This is a genomic window from Actinotalea fermentans (genome assembly GCF_007991475.1).
Taxonomy (GTDB): domain Bacteria; phylum Actinomycetota; class Actinomycetes; order Actinomycetales; family Cellulomonadaceae; genus Actinotalea; species Actinotalea fermentans.
In genome coordinates this window covers 844101-861430 of the sequence record NZ_BJYK01000001.1, presented here as the reverse complement: position 1 = coordinate 861430, position 17330 = coordinate 844101, and the positions used below count along the sequence as shown (strand labels likewise).

Annotated in this window: 16 protein-coding genes, 1 tRNA gene and 1 pseudogene; 11 read left to right on the top strand and 7 right to left on the bottom strand. The window is 73.3% G+C overall.

The window, feature by feature from the left end:
* Nucleotides 1–31 precede the first annotated feature (31 nt).
* Both AFE02nite_RS03980 and AFE02nite_RS03975 read left to right on the top strand, forming a co-directional pair.
* Nucleotides 32–994 carry a nucleoside hydrolase gene (locus AFE02nite_RS03980; RefSeq protein ID WP_034245449.1) on the top strand — a complete coding sequence of 321 codons (963 nt, stop codon included), beginning with the start codon at nt 32–34 and terminating at the stop codon, nt 992–994.
* Between the two features lie 59 nt (nt 995–1053).
* Nucleotides 1054–1512 carry an SRPBCC family protein gene (locus AFE02nite_RS03975; RefSeq protein WP_034245452.1) on the top strand — a complete coding sequence of 153 codons (459 nt, stop codon included), beginning with the start codon at nt 1054–1056 and terminating at the stop codon, nt 1510–1512.
* A gap of 54 nt (nt 1513–1566) precedes the next feature.
* On the opposite strand, the gene AFE02nite_RS03970 is transcribed toward AFE02nite_RS03975, so the two are convergent.
* Complete coding sequence (locus tag AFE02nite_RS03970; RefSeq protein ID WP_146819107.1) at nt 1567–3153, bottom strand: phytoene desaturase family protein; 1587 nt, start codon at nt 3151–3153, stop codon at nt 1567–1569.
* A 138-nt stretch (nt 3154–3291) separates the two neighbouring features.
* A tRNA-Leu gene (locus AFE02nite_RS03965) sits at nt 3292–3365 on the bottom strand.
* A 73-nt stretch (nt 3366–3438) separates the two neighbouring features.
* Between AFE02nite_RS03965 and AFE02nite_RS03960 the strand changes: the two genes are divergently transcribed.
* Both AFE02nite_RS03960 and AFE02nite_RS17685 read left to right on the top strand, forming a co-directional pair.
* Complete coding sequence (locus AFE02nite_RS03960; protein ID WP_407643064.1) at nt 3439–4119, top strand: ANTAR domain-containing response regulator; 681 nt, start codon at nt 3439–3441, stop codon at nt 4117–4119.
* A gap of 93 nt (nt 4120–4212) precedes the next feature.
* A pseudogene (locus AFE02nite_RS17685) lies at nt 4213–4707 on the top strand (GNAT family N-acetyltransferase); the annotation flags it as partial.
* A 125-nt stretch (nt 4708–4832) separates the two neighbouring features.
* On the opposite strand, the gene AFE02nite_RS03950 reads toward AFE02nite_RS17685, so the two are convergent.
* Nucleotides 4833–5414 carry a hotdog fold thioesterase gene (locus tag AFE02nite_RS03950; RefSeq protein WP_146819105.1) on the bottom strand — a complete coding sequence of 194 codons (582 nt, stop codon included), beginning with the start codon at nt 5412–5414 and terminating at the stop codon, nt 4833–4835.
* On the opposite strand from AFE02nite_RS03950, the gene polA reads away from it, so the two are divergent.
* The 3 genes from polA (at nt 5413) to AFE02nite_RS03935 (ending at nt 10262) form a co-directional block, all read left to right on the top strand.
* A complete protein-coding gene (polA, locus tag AFE02nite_RS03945) occupies nt 5413–8121 on the top strand; it encodes a DNA polymerase I (RefSeq protein WP_052113530.1) in 2709 nt (902 codons plus the stop codon). The two genes, AFE02nite_RS03950 and polA, sit on opposite strands and share 2 nt — an antisense overlap.
* A 132-nt stretch (nt 8122–8253) precedes the next feature.
* Nucleotides 8254–8595 (top strand): DUF485 domain-containing protein, encoded by a 342-nt coding sequence (locus AFE02nite_RS03940; RefSeq protein ID WP_034244520.1) that lies wholly within the window; start codon nt 8254–8256, stop codon nt 8593–8595.
* A complete protein-coding gene (locus AFE02nite_RS03935) occupies nt 8592–10262 on the top strand; it encodes a solute symporter family protein (RefSeq protein ID WP_034244523.1) in 1671 nt (556 codons plus the stop codon). The genes AFE02nite_RS03940 and AFE02nite_RS03935 overlap by 4 nt, the downstream gene beginning before the upstream one ends.
* Before the next feature lie 55 nt (nt 10263–10317).
* Here the strand turns inward: AFE02nite_RS03935 and AFE02nite_RS03930 are convergent, their stop codons facing one another.
* Nucleotides 10318–11163: a class I SAM-dependent methyltransferase gene (locus AFE02nite_RS03930; RefSeq protein WP_034244526.1), complete on the bottom strand. Its 846-nt coding sequence runs from the start codon at nt 11161–11163 to the stop codon at nt 10318–10320.
* A 129-nt stretch (nt 11164–11292) separates the two neighbouring features.
* Here AFE02nite_RS03930 and AFE02nite_RS03925 point away from each other — a divergent pair, with 129 nt between their 5' ends.
* The 4 genes from AFE02nite_RS03925 (at nt 11293) to AFE02nite_RS03910 (ending at nt 15385) form a co-directional block, all read left to right on the top strand.
* Nucleotides 11293–12318, top strand: a complete 1026-nt coding sequence (locus AFE02nite_RS03925; RefSeq protein WP_034244528.1) for a 6-phosphofructokinase — start codon at nt 11293–11295, stop codon at nt 12316–12318.
* Nucleotides 12319–12526: 208 nt separating this feature from the next.
* On the top strand, nt 12527–13993 hold the full coding sequence (gene rpsA / locus AFE02nite_RS03920; protein ID WP_034244529.1) for a 30S ribosomal protein S1: 1467 nt from the start codon (nt 12527–12529) through the stop codon (nt 13991–13993).
* 175 nt (nt 13994–14168) lie between these two features.
* Nucleotides 14169–14795 carry a dephospho-CoA kinase gene (gene coaE / locus AFE02nite_RS03915; protein ID WP_052113524.1) on the top strand — a complete coding sequence of 209 codons (627 nt, stop codon included), beginning with the start codon at nt 14169–14171 and terminating at the stop codon, nt 14793–14795.
* A complete protein-coding gene (locus tag AFE02nite_RS03910; RefSeq protein WP_052113531.1) occupies nt 14792–15385 on the top strand; it encodes a pyroglutamyl-peptidase I family protein in 594 nt (197 codons plus the stop codon). Before coaE ends, AFE02nite_RS03910 begins: the two co-directional genes overlap by 4 nt.
* 27 nt (nt 15386–15412) lie before the next feature.
* Here the strand turns inward: AFE02nite_RS03910 and AFE02nite_RS03905 are convergent, their stop codons facing one another.
* The 3 genes from AFE02nite_RS03905 to AFE02nite_RS17280 form a co-directional block, all read right to left on the bottom strand.
* Nucleotides 15413–16033 (bottom strand): signal peptidase I, encoded by a 621-nt coding sequence (locus tag AFE02nite_RS03905; RefSeq protein WP_052113525.1) that lies wholly within the window; start codon nt 16031–16033, stop codon nt 15413–15415.
* A 99-nt stretch (nt 16034–16132) separates the two neighbouring features.
* Nucleotides 16133–16771: a TasA family protein gene (locus tag AFE02nite_RS03900; protein ID WP_052113526.1), complete on the bottom strand. Its 639-nt coding sequence runs from the start codon at nt 16769–16771 to the stop codon at nt 16133–16135.
* A 31-nt stretch (nt 16772–16802) separates the two neighbouring features.
* Nucleotides 16803–17291: a hypothetical protein gene (locus AFE02nite_RS17280; RefSeq protein WP_186814456.1), complete on the bottom strand. Its 489-nt coding sequence runs from the start codon at nt 17289–17291 to the stop codon at nt 16803–16805.
* Nucleotides 17292–17330 lie beyond the last annotated feature (39 nt).

Sequence of the window (17330 nt, the reverse complement as noted above, 5' to 3'; positions counted from 1 at the left end):
GCGGGTCACTAGGCTGCCCGCGGAGGTGGCGATGGCCCGCGCACGTGTGATCTGCGACAACGACTACGCCGGCGACCCCGACGGGCTGATCCAGCTCGCGCACCACCTGCTCTCGCCGTCCGTCGAGGTGCGGGCTGTCATCGCCTCGCACCTGGCGCCCGGCGACGTCTTCGACCCCTCCGGTCGCAGCGCGGAGCACGGCGCCGCCGCCGCCCGGACCGTGGCGGAGCTGGCGGGTCGCGACGTGCCGGTCGTGGCCGGGTCCGAGGTCGGCATCGACGGCACGCGCGAACGCACGGGGGACGTCTCGCCGGCGGCCCGGGCCATCGTCGAGGAGGCCCTGCGCGACGACCCGCGGCCCCTGTACCTGGCGTGCGGCGGCGGTCTCACCGAGGTGGCGGCCGCCTGGCTCGCCGAGCCGGCCATCGCGGGCAGGATCGCGGCCGTGATCTGGATCGGCGGCGCCGAGCACGACCTCGCGGCGGTCGGTGGGCGCAGCGTGCCCGCCCCGCCGGGCTGGGACGGGCTCGAGTACAACACCGCGATCGACCTCCGGGCGGCCCAGGTCGTCTTCGCCTCCGACCTGCCCCTGTGGCAGGTCCCGCGGGACGCGTACCGGCAGCTCCTCGCGTCGTCGGCGGAGCTGGACGCGCGGCTGCGGTCCGCCGGCGCGCTCGGCGCGCACCTCGCGTCGGCGCTCGACGACGCGAGGACCCTGATGGCGGCCCTCGGCCAGGACCTCGGTGAGACGTACGACCTCGGCGACACGCCGTTGGTGCTGCTCACGGCGCTGCAGTCGGCCTTCCAGCCCGACGCCAGCTCGAGCCGGTACGTCACCGTGCCCGCGCCGGCCGTGGCCGACGACGGCGGCTACCTCCCGCGGCCGGGCGGTCGTCCGATGCGGGTCTACACGACGCTGGACACCCGCCTGGCCCTGGCGGACCTCTTCGCCAAGCTCGAGGCGGCCGGCCGCCGGGGGAGCGAGCGGGCCTGAGCCCTCCGCGTGCGGGGCTCTCCGCTTGCGGGGTTCCGCCCGGTGATTACCTTCGGGTGATGGTCACGGTCACGCGTCGCATGCAGTGCTCGGTCGACGCCGTCCTGGACGTGGTCGCCGACGGCTGGTCCTATGCGACCTGGGTGGTCGGCACCTCGCGCATCCGCGGCGTGGACGCCGCCTGGCCGAGCCCCGGGTCCCGGATCGCGCACTCGGCCGGCATCTGGCCGGCCGTGGTCGACGACGTCACCGTCGCCCTGGCGTGGGACCGTCCGCGCGGTCGCCTCGAGCTGCAGGCGCGCGGCTGGCCCGTCGGGGAGGCGCGCGTGCTGCTCAGGGTCCGGCCGGACGGGGACGGGTGCCTGGTCCGGCTGGACGAGGACGCGGTGCGCGGGCCAGGGCTGCTCGCCCCGCGGCCGCTGCGGGCTGCGGTCCTGCTGCCGCGCAACCGCGAGACGCTGCACCGGCTCGCGATGCTCGCCGAACGTCGCGTCGCATCGTCGACGACCGCGATCTGACGTGGCGACGACGCCGCGCGCCGGCGCGGTGCTCGGCGGGCCGCCCCGGCCGCGTCAGGTCAGGCGCGCCCACGCGGTGCGGGCGAGCCGCCGGCGGACGGCGCCCGTGGGCCCGTCGTCGGCGAGGGCGGCGCGCGCGGCGTTCCACCCGCACGCGCCGTGGACACCCCCGCCGGGGTGCGCCGACGCGCTGGCCAGGTAGAGCCCGGCGACCGGCGTCTCCGGTCGGCCCAGTCCGGGCGTCGGACGGAAGACGAGCTGCTGGTGCAGAGCGGCGGTGCCGCCGTTGACAGCGCCGCCGACGAGGTTCGCGTCCGCGGCCTCGAGGTCCGCCGGGGTCTGCACGTGGCGGGCGATCACGCGCGCCGCGAAGCCGGGGGCCGCGCGCTCGAGCGCCTCCTCGACGCGTCCGACGTGCTCGCGGAGCTCCGCCGCCGCGAGCCGGCGGTGCGGCAGGTGCGTGTAGGCCCATGCCGACTGGGTGCCGTGCGGGGAGCGCGCCGGGTCCGCCGTCGTCATCTGGCCGAACAGGAGGAACGGCTGCCGCGGGAGGGTGCCGACGGCGAGGTCGGCGGCGACGCGCACGAACCCGTCCAGGTCGACGCCCAGGTGCACCGTGCCGGCGCGACCCGCTCCGGGGGCCCTCCACGGCACCGGGCCGTCGAGCGCCCAGTTCACCTTGAGCGTGGGGTGGTCCCAGGCGAAGGCCTCCAGGTCCGCCAGGACGCGGGCCGGGACGTGTCGCGGCCCGAGCAGCTCCCGGTAGAGGGTCGGTGCCACGACGTCGGCGAGCACCGCGCGCCGGGCGCGCACGCGGGTGCCGTCGGCGGTGACGACACCCACCGCACGGTTCCCCGCGACGGCGACGGCGGTGACACGGGTGCGCAGGGCGATCTCGCCGCCCGCGGCGGTGAAGCGGTCCGCGAGTGCCCGCGCGAGCATCCCGGCGCCGCCGCGCGGCACCGGGAACCCGATGTCCTGGCCGAGCATGGCCAGGAGCCATCCGAACAGCCCGCTGCCGGCGGCGTCCGGCGGCAGGTCGGCGTGGAGGGCGTTGCCGGTGAGCAGCAGCGGGCCGCCGGACCCCCGGAACCGCTCCGCGCCGAGCCGACGCACGGGGAGCACCGCGAGCCGCGCGAGGTCGAGCGCGCCCCGGGTTCCCGCGTGGCGCAGGAGCCGCACCAGCGCCCCGGTGGGTGGGAACGGCGTGAAGAGGGCGTCGAGCACGTCGTCGCGCACCTGCTGCCAGCCGGCCACCAGGTCCAGCCACGCCCCGCCGTCGCCGGGCGCGCGCGCGTCGAGCCCGGCGGCGGTGGCCTGCGCGTCGGACTCGAGCACGACGCCGGTCCCGTCGTCCTGCACGTGCGCCAGGACCGCGGGTGCACGCGACCAGGCGAGCCCGTGGCGGTGCAGGTCCAGCCCGGCGATGACCGGCGACGCCGCCGCGAGGGGGTAGAACGCGCTGAACAGGTCGGTCTGGAACCCGGGGGCGGTCACCTCGGCCGACCGGACGGCGCCGCCCACCTCGTCGGCCGCCTCGACGAGCAGCACGTCCCAGCCCGCGTCGGCGAGTGCGTTCGCCGCGACGAGCCCGTTCGGTCCCGCGCCGATGACGACGGCGTCGGCGGTGCGTGTGATCACTCGTGCCCCGGGCGTGCGCCGGGCCTCCGCCGTTCACGCTGGCACCCGTCCGGAAGGAGGGCAACCTCAGGTGGGCGCGAGGTGCGCCGTCGGGCGCCATCGCCCCCGCGATGGTGCAGTGAGCGACGGCACGAGCGGTGCCCCGAGGGGGATTCGAACCCCCACTGGATCGGGTTTGAGCCGAACGCCTCTGCCAGTTGGGCTATCGGGGCGCCGGACGCCGGTGCGACGCCGCAGGTGGACGCCGGTACCGGCCGATCCGGAGCGCCCACTAGGCTAGCGCGCGTGACCGAGAAGGAGCCCGTGCCGCCCATGAGCATCGCCGACGCCGTCAAGGACGTGGGCGCGGCCGAGGAGACCGCGCCCGCCGTGGACCCCGGCGCGCCGACACCCCGTCGCGCCGTCGTGGCCGAGGACGAGGCCCTCATCCGGATGGACGTGGTCGAGACCCTGCGCGAGGCCGGGTTCGACGTCGTCGGCGAGGCGGGCGACGGCGAGACCGCGGTCCGCCTGGCGACCGAGCTGCGGCCGGACGTCGTCGTGATGGACGTGAAGATGCCCGTCATGGACGGCATCTCCGCGGCGGAGCGGATCGGCAAGGAGCACGCGGCCCCCGTCGTGCTGCTGACCGCCTTCTCGCAGACCGAGCTGGTCGAGCGGGCGCGCGACGCCGGCGCGATGGCCTACGTCGTCAAGCCGTTCACCCCGGCGGACCTGCTTCCGGCCATCGAGATCGCCATCTCGCGCTACAGCCAGATCACGGCTCTCGAGGCCGAGGTCGCAGACATGGCCGAGCGCTTCGAGACCCGCAAGCGCGTGGACCGCGCCAAGGGCCTGCTCATGACGAAGATGGGTCTGTCCGAGCCGGACGCCTTCCGCTGGATCCAGAAGACGTCGATGGACCGTCGCCTGACGATGCGCGAGGTCGCCGACGCCGTCATCGAGCAGGTCGGCGGCGCTTCCTGAGGTTGCGGCCCCGCCGCTGAGGCGCCCGGCCTGCGTCGCGCGTCAGCCCCGTTCACGGGCTGCGGCGGGTACCGCGGGCCGCCGAAGGCGGTTATGGTTCAGACACACCGGCCGCCCCCTCTGGCACCCCCACGCCCGGCCGGTTCCCGTGGGAGGAGGTCCGCCGGCGTGCGTGCGGCGATCGAGGTCAGTGCTGTCCGACCGGACGACCGGGACGGCGTCGTCGACCTGTGCCTGCGTGCGCGGGGCGAGACCTGGACGGCCTCGCAGGTCTGCAGCGGGGACGGTCCCACCGTGGCGCGGCACCTCGGCGCGCTCCTGTCCACCCCGGGCGCCGTGGTCCTCGTGGCGCGGGGCGAGGACGGTCTCGTGGGGCTCCTGCTGGGGCGTCTGCTCGGGCCGAACGTCTTCACCGACGAGGTGAACCTCTCGGTCGAGGTCGTGTACGTCGACGCCGCGCACCGGCGGCGGGGCGTCGGGCACGCGCTCATGCTCGCGGCCGTCGAGTTCGCCCTGTCGCACGGGGCGGAGAACGTCTACGCCGCGCCGATCCCCGGGGCCCGCGGAGTGCAGCGGTTCTTCGTGCGGCTGGGTTTCACGCCCGCGGCCTCGCACCGGGTGAGCCCGGTGGCCGCGCTGCACCGGCGGCTGACGAGCGACGTCGCGCGGCGTGCCGGGTCGCGGCGACGCGACGACGTCATCGCACGTCGGCGTCAGTCCCGCGGGTCGGCCACGGACGCGGGCTCGGTGGCGAGCAGGTCCGACGTGTCGGTGCTCTGGGACTCGCCCCGCGCGGCGATCAGCAGGCAGGTCAGTCTCGCGGTGCAGACGCGCCGTGCGGTCTCGTCCTCGACGACGATCTCGTAGCTCGCCGTCGTCCGCCCGAGGTGCAGCGCCGTCGCGCGCCCGGTCACGACGCCGTCGCGGACGCCCCGGTGGTGCGTGGCGCTGACCTCGAGACCCACCGCCTGGCGCCCCGGACCGGCGTGCAGCGCCGCCGCGTAGGAGCCGAGGGTCTCCGCGAGAGCGACCGACGCCCCGCCGTGCAGCAGACCGTACGGCTGCGTGTTCCCGGCCACCGGCATCGTGCCGACGACGCGGTCGGCACGTGCCTCCAGGAGCTGGATGCCCAGGCGCTCGGCGAGGGTGCCCCGCGTGACCCGCTGCAGCTCGGCGAGCACGGCGCCCGTGGCGGGCGACGCCCCGTCCGCAGGCGTGGCGGTCCTGGCAGTGGCGGCGGGCCGGGACGGTGCCGCGTCGTCGGCGTCGGTCGCGGCGCGATCGGTGTCACTCATGGCGGCTAGGTTGGCACCCGTGACCGACGCGGCGCGAACCCGACCCCTGCTCCTGCTCGTGGACGGCCACTCGATGGCCTACCGGGCGTTCTTCGCGCTGCCCGTGGAGAACTTCTCGACCACGACCGGAACTCCGACGAACGCCGTGTACGGCTTCACGTCGATGCTCGCGAACCTGCTGCGCGACGAGCGCCCGACCCACGTCGGTGTCGCGTTCGACGTCGGCCGGACCACCTTCCGCACGCAGGCCTACCCGGCGTACAAGGCGACGCGCGAGACGACGCCGACCGAGTTCGTCGGCCAGGTGCCCTTGATCAAGGAGATCCTCGGCACGCTGCGCATCCCCACGGTCGAGAAGCCCGACTACGAGGCGGACGACGTCATCGCGACCCTGGCTCGCCGCGCCGTCGCGAGCGGGATGGACGTGCTCGTCTGCACGGGCGACAGGGACGCGTTCCAGCTCGTGAGCGACGCCGTGACCGTGCTGTACCCCCGCAAGGGCGTGTCCGACCTCGTGCGCTTCACGCCCGAGGCGGTGACGGAGAAGTACGGCGTGACGCCCGAGTGCTACCCCGACCTGGCGGCCCTCGTGGGCGAGACCAGCGACAACCTGCCCGGCGTGCCTGGCGTGGGCCCGAAGACGGCCGCGAAGTGGATCACCGCGTACGGCGGGCTCGAGGGCGTGCTCGCCGCGGCGTCGACCGTGCCCGGCAAGGCGGGCGAGAACCTCCGGGCGCACCTGGACCAGGTCCGGATGAACCGAGGCCTCAACCGCGCCGTGGACGACCTCGAGCTCCCGGTGACGGTCGACGAGCTCGCGGCCCAGCCGTGGGACCGGGAAGCGATGCACCGGGTCTTCGACGCGCTCGAGTTCCGGGTCCTGCGGGAGCGGCTGCTCGCCATGGTCCCGGAGGAGGCCGGCGAGGCCGACGGGTTCGACCTCGACGTCTCGACGCCCGCCTCCGGCACTCTCGGCGCGTGGCTCGACGCGCGGCGAGGCCGGGTGCTCGCCCTGGAGGTCACCGGCCGGTCGACCCCCGCGCGCGGGGACGCGTGGGGCCTCGCCATCGCCGACGGGCCGGGCGAGGCGATCAGCCTGGACCTGACCGACCTGTCACCGGCGGACGAGGGCGCGTTGGCGGCCTGGCTCGCGGACCCGGCCGTGCCGAAGGCCGTGCACGGAGCCAAGGACGCCTGGCACGCCCTGCGCGGCCGGGGCCTCACCCTCGCCGGCATCGAGTTCGACACCCTCCTGGCGGCCTACCTGTGCCACCCGGACCAGCGCAGCTTCGACCTCGCGGACCTGGCGGTGCGCCACCTGCGCCGTGAGCTGCGCACCCAGGCCTCCGACGACGGCGACCAGGGCGCCTTCGAGCTGGACCTGGGCGGCAGCTCGGGCGCCGGCCACCAGGCCGCCGTGCGCGCGGCCGCCGTCGGCGAGCTGACCCAGGTGCTCGAGGACGAGCTCGCCGACCGGGGCGCCGACCAGCTCATGCGTGACCTCGAGCTGCCCCTGGTCGGTGTGCTGGCCGACATGGAGACGCTGGGCATCGCCGTGGACGTCGAGCACCTGACCTCGCTGGAGCGTGGCTTCGCTGCGGCGGTCGCGGACGCGGCGGCCGAGGCGTTCGCGGTCATCGGCCGCGAGGTGAACCTCGGTTCGCCGAAGCAGCTGCAGGAGGTGCTGTTCGACGACCTCCAGATGCCGAAGACCAAGCGCATCAAGACGGGCTACACGACGGACGCGGCCGCGCTGCAGGACCTGTACGAGCGCACCCAGCACCCGTTCCTGGCGCACCTGCTGGCGCACCGCGACGCCTCCCGGCTGCGCCAGACCGTCGAGGGCCTGCTCCGCTCGGTGGCGGACGACGGCAGGATCCACACGACCTACCTGCAGACGATCGCGGCGACGGGGCGGATCTCGTCCACGGACCCGAACCTGCAGAACATCCCCATCCGCACCGAGGAGGGGCGCCGCATCCGGCGCGCGTTCGTCGTGGGCGCGGGCTACGAGTCGCTGCTCACGGCCGACTACAGCCAGATCGAGATGCGGATCATGGCCCATCTCTCGGGGGACGAGGGCCTCATCGAGGCGTTCCGCTCGGGGGAGGACCTGCACCGGTACGTGGGTTCCCGGGTGTTCGGTGTGCCGACCGACGAGGTCACCTCCGCGATGCGCTCGAAGATCAAGGCGATGTCCTACGGGCTCGCCTACGGGCTGTCGTCGTTCGGCCTGTCGAAGCAGCTGACCATCTCGGTCGGCGAGGCGAGCGCGCTCATGGACGACTACTTCGCGCGCTTCGGCGGGGTCCGCGACTACCTGGCCGGCGTGGTGGACGAGGCCCGACGGACCGGGTACACCGCGACCATCCTGGGCCGGCGCCGGTACCTGCCGGACCTGACGAGCGACAACCGGCAGCGCCGCGAGATGGCGGAGCGGATGGCGCTCAACGCCCCGATCCAGGGCAGCGCGGCGGACCTCATCAAGGTCGCGATGCTCGGCGTTCACCGTGGCCTGCGCGAGGAGGGCCTGGCGTCGCGGCTGCTGCTCCAGGTGCACGACGAGCTCGTGCTCGAGGTGGCCCCGGGGGAGCGGGAGGTGGTCGAGGCGCTGGTCCGCCGCGAGATGGCGGGTGCGGGGGACCTCGCGGTCCCGCTCGACGTGTCGGTGGGCACCGGCAGCAGCTGGCACGACGCCGGGCACTGACGGACGGCAGCCAGCGGTGGGCACTCGGGACAGAACCGGCGAGCCTCGGTAAAAGTCGCGGGAGTGCGTGATCTCGGTCACACTGCCTCGTCCGGTGGCGACGAGGCCACCACCGACGATGCTGGGGGCAGCATGTCCGAAGCACTGCACACGGCGGAGACCGAGACCGACTACCAGCGTGTCCAACGCTCGCAGGAGTTCCAGGAGCTGCGGTCGAGGTTCCGTCGGTTCGTCTTCCCGATGACGGCGTTCTTCCTGACCTGGTACTTCCTGTACGCACTGCTGGCCGCCTACGCCCACGACTTCATGAGCATCCGGGTGACGGGCACCATCACCGTCGGCCTGCTCTTCGGGCTCGGCCAGTTCGTCACGACCTTCGCCATCACGATGATCTACGCCCGGTGGGCGAACCGGCGGCAGGACGCCGTGGCGGAGCGCCTGCGCGAGCACATCGAGAAGGGCGAGGTCCGATGACGGCGGCCGCTGTCGCAGCGGGTCTGCCGCTGGCGACTGCCGCGACGAGCGAGCAGGTCGGCAGCCCGGCCGTGAACATCGGCATCTTCGTGGCCTTCGTGCTGGTCACCCTGGTGATCGTGTTCCGGGCGTCGAGGAACAACAAGACGGCGGCCGACTACTACGCCGCCGGCCGCTCCTTCACCGGGCCGCAGAACGGGACCGCCATCGCAGGCGACTACCTCTCCGCGGCGAGCTTCCTCGGCATCGCCGGGGCGATCGCCCTGAACGGGTACGACGGCTTCCTGTACTCGATCGGCTTCCTCGTCGCGTGGCTCGTCGCACTCCTCCTGGTCGCCGAGCTCCTGCGCAACACCGGCCGGTTCACGATGGCGGACGTGCTCTCGTTCCGGCTGCGTCAGCGGCCGGTGCGCATGGCTGCGGCGATCTCGACGCTCGCCGTCGTGTTCTTCTACCTGCTCGCGCAGATGGCCGGGGCGGGCGGGCTCGTGGCCCTGCTCCTCGGCGTGACGAGCACGGCTGGACAGGGACTCGTGATCGCCGTGGTCGGCGCCCTGATGATCCTGTACGTGCTCGTCGGGGGCATGAAGGGCACCACGTGGGTGCAGATCATCAAGGCGATCCTGCTCATCGCAGGGTCCGCCGTGATGGCGCTGTGGGTCCTGGCCCAGTTCGGGTTCAACCTCTCGGACCTGCTCGCGGGCGCGGTCGCGGCGGGCGGCGAGGGCGGCGAGGCGCTCATCGAGCCCGGCAAGCAGTACGGGGTGTCGGCGCTCACGCAGCTCGACTTCATCTCGCTCGCGCTGGCGCTGGTGCTCGGGACGGCGGGCCTGCCGCACGTGCTGATGCGCTTCTACACGGTGCCCACGGGCCAGGAGGCGCGTCGGTCCGTCGTCTGGGCGATCTGGCTGATCGGCATCTTCTACCTGATCACGCTGGTGCTCGGATACGGCGCAGGTGCCCTGGTGGGGCCGGAGACGATCCGCTCGGCGCCGGGCGGCGCGAACAGCGCCGCGCCGCTCCTCGCGTACGAGCTGGGCGGGGTCGTGCTCCTCGGGTTCATCTCGGCGGTCGCGTTCGCGACGATCCTCGCGGTGGTCGCCGGCCTGACGATCACCGCCGCGGCGTCGTTCGCGCACGACATCTACGCCAACGTCATCAAGCACGGCCACGTGAACCCCGACGGCGAGGTGCGCGTCGCGCGCATCACGGTGGTCGGCATCGGCCTACTCGCCATCGCGGGCGGCATCTTCGCGAACGGCCAGAACATCGCGTTCCTGGTGGCGTTGGCGTTCGCCGTCGCTGCCAGCGCGAACCTGCCGACGATCATCTACTCGCTCTTCTGGCGCCGCTTCAACACCTCGGGCGCGCTGTGGAGCATGTACGGCGGTCTGGTCTCCGCGATCGTGCTGATCGTCTTCTCGCCCGTGGTGTCGGGTAAGGTCGACCCGGTGACGGGGGACAGCCTGTCCATGATCCGCGACACCGCCGTCGACTTCGCCGTCTTCCCGTTGTCGAACCCGGGCATCGTGTCCATCCCGCTGGGCTTCCTGCTCGGCGCTCTCGGCACGGTCCTCAGCCGGGAGACGCCCGACCTCGAGCGGTTCGCCCAGATGGAGGTCCGCTCGCTCACGGGGGCAGGCTCCGAGAAGGCCACGGTCCACTGACGGACCCACCGGCGGTGCGACGGGCGGTCGTGTCCCGCTCGTCGCGCCGCCGGGGTCAGAGGGTGCAGACGAAGATCGCCGTACCGGGCAGGACGGCGCCCCGCACCGGACCCCAGCCGCCCCAGACGCGGTCGTGCCCGGGCGGCCACGTGGGTTCGAGGAGCCGTTCGAGGCGGAACCCGGCCGCGACGAGCTCACCGACGTGGTCACCGAGCGTGCGGTGGTGCTCGGCGTAGGTGACGATGCCGGCGTCGTCGGTCTCGACGTACGGGCGCCTGTCGAAGTACGGCCTGATCGCGGTCAGCCCGCGCGTCGTCGGGTCGTCGGGGAACGCCCAGCGCACCGGGTGCGTCACGGAGAAGACCCAGCGCCCGCCCGGGCGCAGCACCCGGGCCGCCTCGCGGTGCACCTGGTCGGCGTCGGCGACGAACGGGATCGCGCCGAACGCCGTGAAGGCGACGTCGAAGCTGTCGTCCGCGAACGGCAGTGCCCGCGCATCGGCCTGCACGACGGGCGTCGTCGTGCCGAGGTGAGCGTCGAGGACGAGGCTCTGCGCGAGCATCCCGCCGGACACGTCCGTCGCCACGGAGCGGGCGCCCTGCGCGACGAGCCAGCGCGAGCACTGGGCGGCGCCGGCGCCGATCTCCAGGACGCGGCGCCCGGCGACGTCGCCCAGCAGGCGAGCCTCGGACTCGCGGAGGCCTTCCGGGCACCAGCAGAAGTCGTCGGCCCCGAGGAACGAGCCGTGCTCCGCGACGTAGTCCGCGGCGTTCTGGTCCCACCAGAGGCGGCCCGCGCGTCGGGTGTCGACCCCCTCCTCGGCGAAGCCCGCGAAGGCGGCCGACGGCGTCGGGGCGGGCGTCTGGTCCGGCCCGGGCCCGCCCGGGGATCGTTGCGTCATGGTCCCTCCCTCGGTGGTCATCCTGGCAGGACGCAGGGCCGGGAGCGTGCGCGCCGGCGCTGGCTAGGGTGGGGCGCTGGACGGCGACCGGGCACGGCCCGACGCGCGGAGGACCACGAGGAGGCGCACGTGCGGATCGGACTGCTCACGGGTGGCGGGGACGTCCCGGGGCTCAACGCGGTGATCCGCGCGGTCGTCAAGCACGCCATGGGCACCTACGGGCACACGATCGTGGGGTTCCGAGGCGGGTGGCGGGGCGTGGTCGACGGCAACGTGGTCCAGCTCGGTCGACAGGACATCCGCAACGTCCTGCCCGTGGGCGGGACCCTGCTCGGCACCGACCGCTACCATCCGCACCGCAACGAGGGCGGCCTCGAGGCGGTCGTCGCGACGCTCGAGGCCGAGCGCATCGACGCCGTCATCTGCGTGGGCGGCGACGGCACCCTGCACGCGGCGAGCAAGGTGGCCGAGACAGGCGTGAAGGTCGTCGGCATCCCCAAGACGATCGACAACGACGTCGAGGGCACCGACCTGTCCGTGGGCTTCCACACGGCCGTGAACGTCGCGACCGAGGCGATCGACCGTCTGCACACCACGGCTGAGAGCCACAACCGGGTGATGGTCGTCGAGGTGATGGGTCGCCACGCGGGCTGGATCGCGGTGAACGCCGGGATCGCGGGCGGCGCGGAGATCGTCCTGGCCCCGGAGGAGCCGTTCGACATCGAGCAGGTGGTCAAGACGATCGCGCACCGGCACCGTGCGCACGCGTCGTTCTCGATCGTCGTGGTCGCGGAGGGCGCCGTGGGGCGCGAGGGGACCGCGCTGGGCGCGGCCGCAGAGCTCGGGCCGCAGGGGCAGATCGTCGCGGGCTCCGCGAGCGAACGGGTGGCTGCTGAGATCGCGTCCCGGACCGGGTTCGACACCCGCGTGACGATCCTGGGGCACGTGCAGCGCGGCGGGTCGCCCACGCCGACCGACCGCATCCTCGGGAGCCGCTTCGGTGTGGCGGCCGTGGACGCCCTGCAGGAGGGCCGCACGGACGTGATGACCGCGCTGCACGGCGAGCGGGTGGTCCTGGTGCCGCTCGAGGAGATCGCGGGCAAGGTGAAGACGGTCCCGGCGGACCTGCTGCGCGCGGCGAAGGTGCTGGCCTGACGAGGTCTTGCTGGTGCGGGCGCTTTGACCCGCCCTTGCGCAGGCACCTAGGATTGTCCGCGGTGTCGCACGTCCTGATTCGGGCCACCCCGTTCTCGGGGCGCGTGCCGGTCGGGTCCGTCCTGGGTCCATGCCTCACGACGCTGCACCAAGCCGCACGACAACCCTGTCCGCACTACTTCCTGTCCGCATCGGAGCCCAAGACTCAATGACCATCTCCACCACCCGGCCGGCCCCGCCGCAGGTCGCGATCAACGACATCGGCACGAGCGAGGACCTCCTCGCCGCCATCGACGCGACCATCAAGTACTTCAACGACGGCGACATCGTCGAGGGCACCGTCGTCAAGGTCGACCGCGACGAGGTCCTGCTCGACATCGGCTACAAGACCGAGGGCGTCATCCCCTCGCGCGAGCTCTCGATCAAGCACGACATCGACCCCGACGACGTCGTCAAGGTCGGTGACGCGGTCGAGGCTCTGGTCCTCCAGAAGGAGGACAAGGAGGGCCGGCTGATCCTGTCCAAGAAGCGCGCCCAGTACGAGCGCGCCTGGGGCACGATCGAGCGGATCAAGGAGGAGGACGGCGTCGTCACCGGCACCGTCATCGAGGTCGTCAAGGGTGGCCTCATCCTGGACATCGGTCTGCGCGGCTTCCTGCCCGCGTCCCTCGTCGAGATGCGTCGCGTCCGCGACCTCCAGCCGTACGTCGGCAAGGAGATCGAGGCGAAGATCATCGAGCTCGACAAGAACCGCAACAACGTCGTGCTGTCGCGCCGCGCCTGGCTCGAGCAGACGCAGTCCGAGGTGCGCTCGACCTTCCTGCAGACGCTGCAGAAGGGCCAGGTCCGCCCGGGTGTCGTCTCCTCGATCGTCAACTTCGGTGCGTTCGTGGACCTCGGCGGCGTCGACGGTCTCGTGCACGTCTCCGAGCTGTCCTGGAAGCACATCGACCACCCGTCCGAGGTCGTCGAGGTGGGCCAGGAGGTCACCGTCGAGGTGCTCGACGTCGACTTCGACCGCGAGCGGGTCTCGCTGTCGCTGAAGGCGACGCAGGAGGACCCGTGGCAGGCGTTCGCCCGGACGCACGCCATCGGCCAGGTCGTGCCCGGCAAGGTCACCAAGCTCGTCCCGTTCGGCGCGTTCGTGCGCGTCGAGGACGGCATCGAGGGCCTCGTGCACATCTCCGAGCTGGCCCAGCGTCACGTCGAGCTGCCCGAGCAGGTCGTCAACGTCGGCGACGAGACCTTCGTCAAGGTCATCGACATCGACCTCGAGCGTCGTCGCATCTCGCTGTCGCTGAAGCAGGCGAACGAGGGCGTGGACCCGGGCAGCGAGGACTTCGACCCGGCTCTCTACGGCATGGCCGCCGAGTACGACGAGAAGGGCAACTACAAGTACCCCGAGGGCTTCGACCCGGAGACGAACGAGTGGCTGCCCGGCTACGAGGCCCAGCGCGAGGCGTGGGAGGCCCAGTACGCGGCCGCCCACGAGCGCTGGGAGGCCCACAAGAAGCAGGTCGCCGAGGCGCAGCGCGCCGACGCGGAGGCCGTCTCGGGTGCTGCTGACGACGCCGCTCCGGCGAGCTACTCCTCCTCGGGCGAGACCGAGGCCACGGGGACGCTCGCGTCGGACGAGGCGCTCGCCGCGCTCCGCGAGAAGCTCACCGGCAACTGACGCGAGCGGCGCACCGCGCCGAGGCGTCGAGAGCCAACAGGAAGGGCCGGTCCCGTCGGGACCGGCCCTTCCTGCATGCGCGGCCGCCGCCTCCCGTGCCCTCCCGGTGGGGGAGCGGCGGGGATACGCTCGTGACGTGCCAGTGCACGAGGACGGCCCGACGCTCGGGCCTGGAGTGCTCCGGATCGGCCTGACCGGCGGGATCGCCGCCGGCAAGTCGGTCGTGGCACGGCGCCTCGGCCAGCTGGGCGCGGCCGTCGTCGACCACGACGTGCTCGCGAGGTCGGTGGTCGACGTCGGGACGCCGGGCCTGGCCGCTGTGGTCGAGGCCTTCGGGGACGTCCTGACACCCCTCGGTCAGCTCGACCGGCAGGCCCTGGGGGCGCGGGTGTTCGGCGACGCGGCCGCCCTGGCGCAGCTCAACGGCATCGTCCACCCGCTGGTCCGGGCGGCTGCGCGCGAGGCCGAGGCCGCGGCCGTCGCCTCGGGGCACCGCGTCGTCGTGCACGACATCCCGCTCCTGGTGGAGACCGGTCAGGCCGGCCACTTCGACGTCCTGGTCGTGGTGGACGCACCGGCCGAGCTCCGGGTGCAGCGGCTCGTCGCGGGACGCGGGCTGACGCCGTCGGACGCCTGGTCCCGCCTTGCCGCACAGGCCGACGACGAGGCGCGCCTCGAGGCGGCCGACGTGGTTCTCGACGGCTCGGGCGCGGTCGCCGAGCTGGAGGTCCAGGTGGACGCGATGTGGGAGCGGTGGACTCGTGCCGGGGCTCCGGCCCCCGCCCCGGGCCCGGCCACGTGAGCCTCCTCGTCACGGGCTTCGAGCCGTTCGACGGCCAGCCGGTGAACGCGTCCTGGCTCGCGGTGCAGGCGCTGGCGCGGGACTGGCGCGGTGGCGGTCTCGAGACGCTCTGCCTGCCGGTCTCCTACGCCCGGGCTCCGGTGACGCTGCTGGCCGCCGTCGAGCGCCTACGTCCCGAGGTCGTGCTGTGCACGGGGGAGGCCGGCGGGCGCGCTGCCCTGAGTGTCGAGCGCGTGGCGCTCAACGTCGCCGACGCACGGATCCCGGACAACGACGGGGCGCAACCCGTCGACGAGACCCTCGTCCCGGGCGAATCGCTCGCGCTGCCCACCGGCCTCCCGCTGAGGGCCTGCGTCGACGCCGTCGCGCGTGCCGGGGTCGACGTCGAGGTGTCGAGCTCGGCCGGCACGTTCGTGTGCAACGCCGTCTTCTACGCCCTGGCGCGCGCACTGGTCGGCACGGGTCTGCCGCACGGGTTCGTGCACGTGCCACGCACGCCGGCACAGGTGCCGGCTCCCGGTGGTGGCATGCCCGCGGACGTCGCCGCCACCGGGCTCGCCGCGATCCTGAGCACGTGCGCGGCAACGTGAGCACGCACCGGGTTCGCGCCCTCGACGTCACTCGTCCGTGGGTGACGTGGTCGCAGGCACCGTCTCGTCACCGGGTGCCGCCTCGGGATGCTCGCGACGCGAGCGGAGCTCGCGCGCGACGCTGCGGCCCTCGGTGACGATCACGACGCACCCGATCGCAGCCACGCCGAGGAAGAGCCAGCGCCGCGTGTCGGGCGAGGCGAGCAGGGCGCCGATCCTCGGCACGTGGGCGACGTAGCGGGCGCGCACGAGGTCGGCGCCGACGCTCCACGGGTCCTCGTTCGCGTTCCCGTCGCCCTTCGTCCGGAAGGAGAGATCCGGCCCGGAGCCACGCACGGCGACGACGCGGTGCGTGATCAGCATGGCCTCGGTCGCCTCGAAGACGCCGTCCGCGCCGGCGGACACCGTGGCGCCGGACGGCGAGCGGAAGACGATGACGTCGCCGACCTCGATGTCCCCGGGATCCACGGGGCGGGAGACGATCACGCTCCCGGTGGGGACGGTCGGCTCCATCGAGCCGGTGGCGACCGTCTGGACGAGCCACCCGTCGTGCCGCACCAGCCAGAAGAGGCATGCGAGGCCGGCGAGCGCGGTCACCAGCAGGACCGTGACGACGGTCGCGCCGGCCCGGCGGACGAAGCGCACCATGCACCTGCTCCTCACGGGATGGCGGGTCGCCCGGATGCCGGAGCACCCGGGCGACCCGGTCGTGCGATCGAACGTCCCACTGAGACGTACGGCGTCAGATCACGCGGCGTCCGCCACGAGGGCGAACTTGAGGTTGATCGTCGCGCCGTCGCCCTGTGCCTTGTTCTGCGGGTCGATGGTGTAGACGTCGTCGCCGACCAGCGGCGTGTTCTCGAAGGTCACGCGGACGGTGTAGTGCTGGATGGCGTGCGCGGCCATCGGGGCCACGAGGAAGTCATCCGGACCGGCGTTCGCGAGGTCGATCGGGTCGCCGCCAGGGACGAGCAGCTCGATCGTCAGGTACTCCATCAGGTCACCGGGGCTCCAGAGGTTGTCGCAGTCGTCGCCCGTGGCTCGCTCGACGCGGGCCGGGTCGAAGATCTGGAAGCCGTCCAGGTCACGCACGTCGCAGCCGTCCTCGGTCCCGACGAGCGAGTCGACCTTGCCGTACAGGTGGCCGGGGAGCGTGCCCTCGTTCTCGAGCACGACCGGGATGTCGACGACGTCGCCCGGGGCCATGTTGGACACGGTGACGGGGAACGGCATCTGGGTGCCCCACTGGTCGAGCTCGATGGTGCCCGCGGCCACCCTCGGTCCGGCAACATCCTCGTAGTCGTTGAACGCCGCGAAGGTCATGCTGCCGACCAGGGCGGCCGCGCCGGCGACGGAGACCGCCGACAGGAGAAGCGTCTTCTTCACAGTGATTCCCCCTTGTGGGAAGGTGGAACCCTCACCCGTCCGAGGTGGGGTCCGGGCTGGCGGACGTGGCACCGTCATTGGTGCCCGCCCCTTCCGTGCCCGTGGCGGAGGGTGCTTCCTCCGCTGGGCTGGCGGTGGTGTCCGAGCTGGGCACCGCCGCCGGCTCGGAGCCCGGGCTCGCCGTTTCCTGGTCCGTCGCCGGATCAGGAGGCGTGCTCTGCCCCGAGCCGTCCTGCTGGCCGTCCGGCACCGCATCCGGTGCCGATCCGGGATCGGCCCCTTCGTCCGTCGGAGGACCGGCAGCGGCCGGTGGCTCCAGCGGCGAGAAGGGGTCCTGTGCGGGCTCCGCCGTCTGCGGCCCCGTGGTGGTGTCGGCAGGGGCGGGTCGCCACGCGACCACACCGATCTGGAACGTCTCGACGTCGTTCAGCGCCCCGAGCGTGGGCTCCGGCGTGACCGTGGCGACTGTGGCCGCGACCGTCGCCAGTGCCCCGATCGCAAGGGCGTCGCGCGTCTTCATGTGCACCCCCCCTGGTTGCACAGACCAGGCTGGCCCGGC

What these genes read in the sequence shown, in the direction of transcription:
- AFE02nite_RS03980 (WP_034245449.1), top strand. Translation starts at nt 32, where the DNA reads ATGGCCCGCGCACGTGTGATCTGCGACAACGACTACGCCGGCGACCCC.
- AFE02nite_RS03975 (WP_034245452.1), top strand. Translation starts at nt 1,054, where the DNA reads ATGGTCACGGTCACGCGTCGCATGCAGTGCTCGGTCGACGCCGTCCTG.
- polA (WP_052113530.1), top strand. Translation starts at nt 5,413, where the DNA reads ATGGCGGCTAGGTTGGCACCCGTGACCGACGCGGCGCGAACCCGACCC.
- AFE02nite_RS03950 (WP_146819105.1), bottom strand. Translation starts at nt 5,414, where the DNA reads ATGAGTGACACCGATCGCGCCGCGACCGACGCCGACGACGCGGCACCG.
- AFE02nite_RS03940 (WP_034244520.1), top strand. Translation starts at nt 8,254, where the DNA reads ATGTCCGAAGCACTGCACACGGCGGAGACCGAGACCGACTACCAGCGT.
- AFE02nite_RS03935 (WP_034244523.1), top strand. Translation starts at nt 8,592, where the DNA reads ATGACGGCGGCCGCTGTCGCAGCGGGTCTGCCGCTGGCGACTGCCGCG.
- AFE02nite_RS03930 (WP_034244526.1), bottom strand. Translation starts at nt 11,163, where the DNA reads ATGACGCAACGATCCCCGGGCGGGCCCGGGCCGGACCAGACGCCCGCC.
- rpsA (WP_034244529.1), top strand. Translation starts at nt 12,527, where the DNA reads ATGACCATCTCCACCACCCGGCCGGCCCCGCCGCAGGTCGCGATCAAC.
- AFE02nite_RS03905 (WP_052113525.1), bottom strand. Translation starts at nt 16,033, where the DNA reads ATGGTGCGCTTCGTCCGCCGGGCCGGCGCGACCGTCGTCACGGTCCTG.
- AFE02nite_RS17280 (WP_186814456.1), bottom strand. Translation starts at nt 17,291, where the DNA reads ATGAAGACGCGCGACGCCCTTGCGATCGGGGCACTGGCGACGGTCGCG.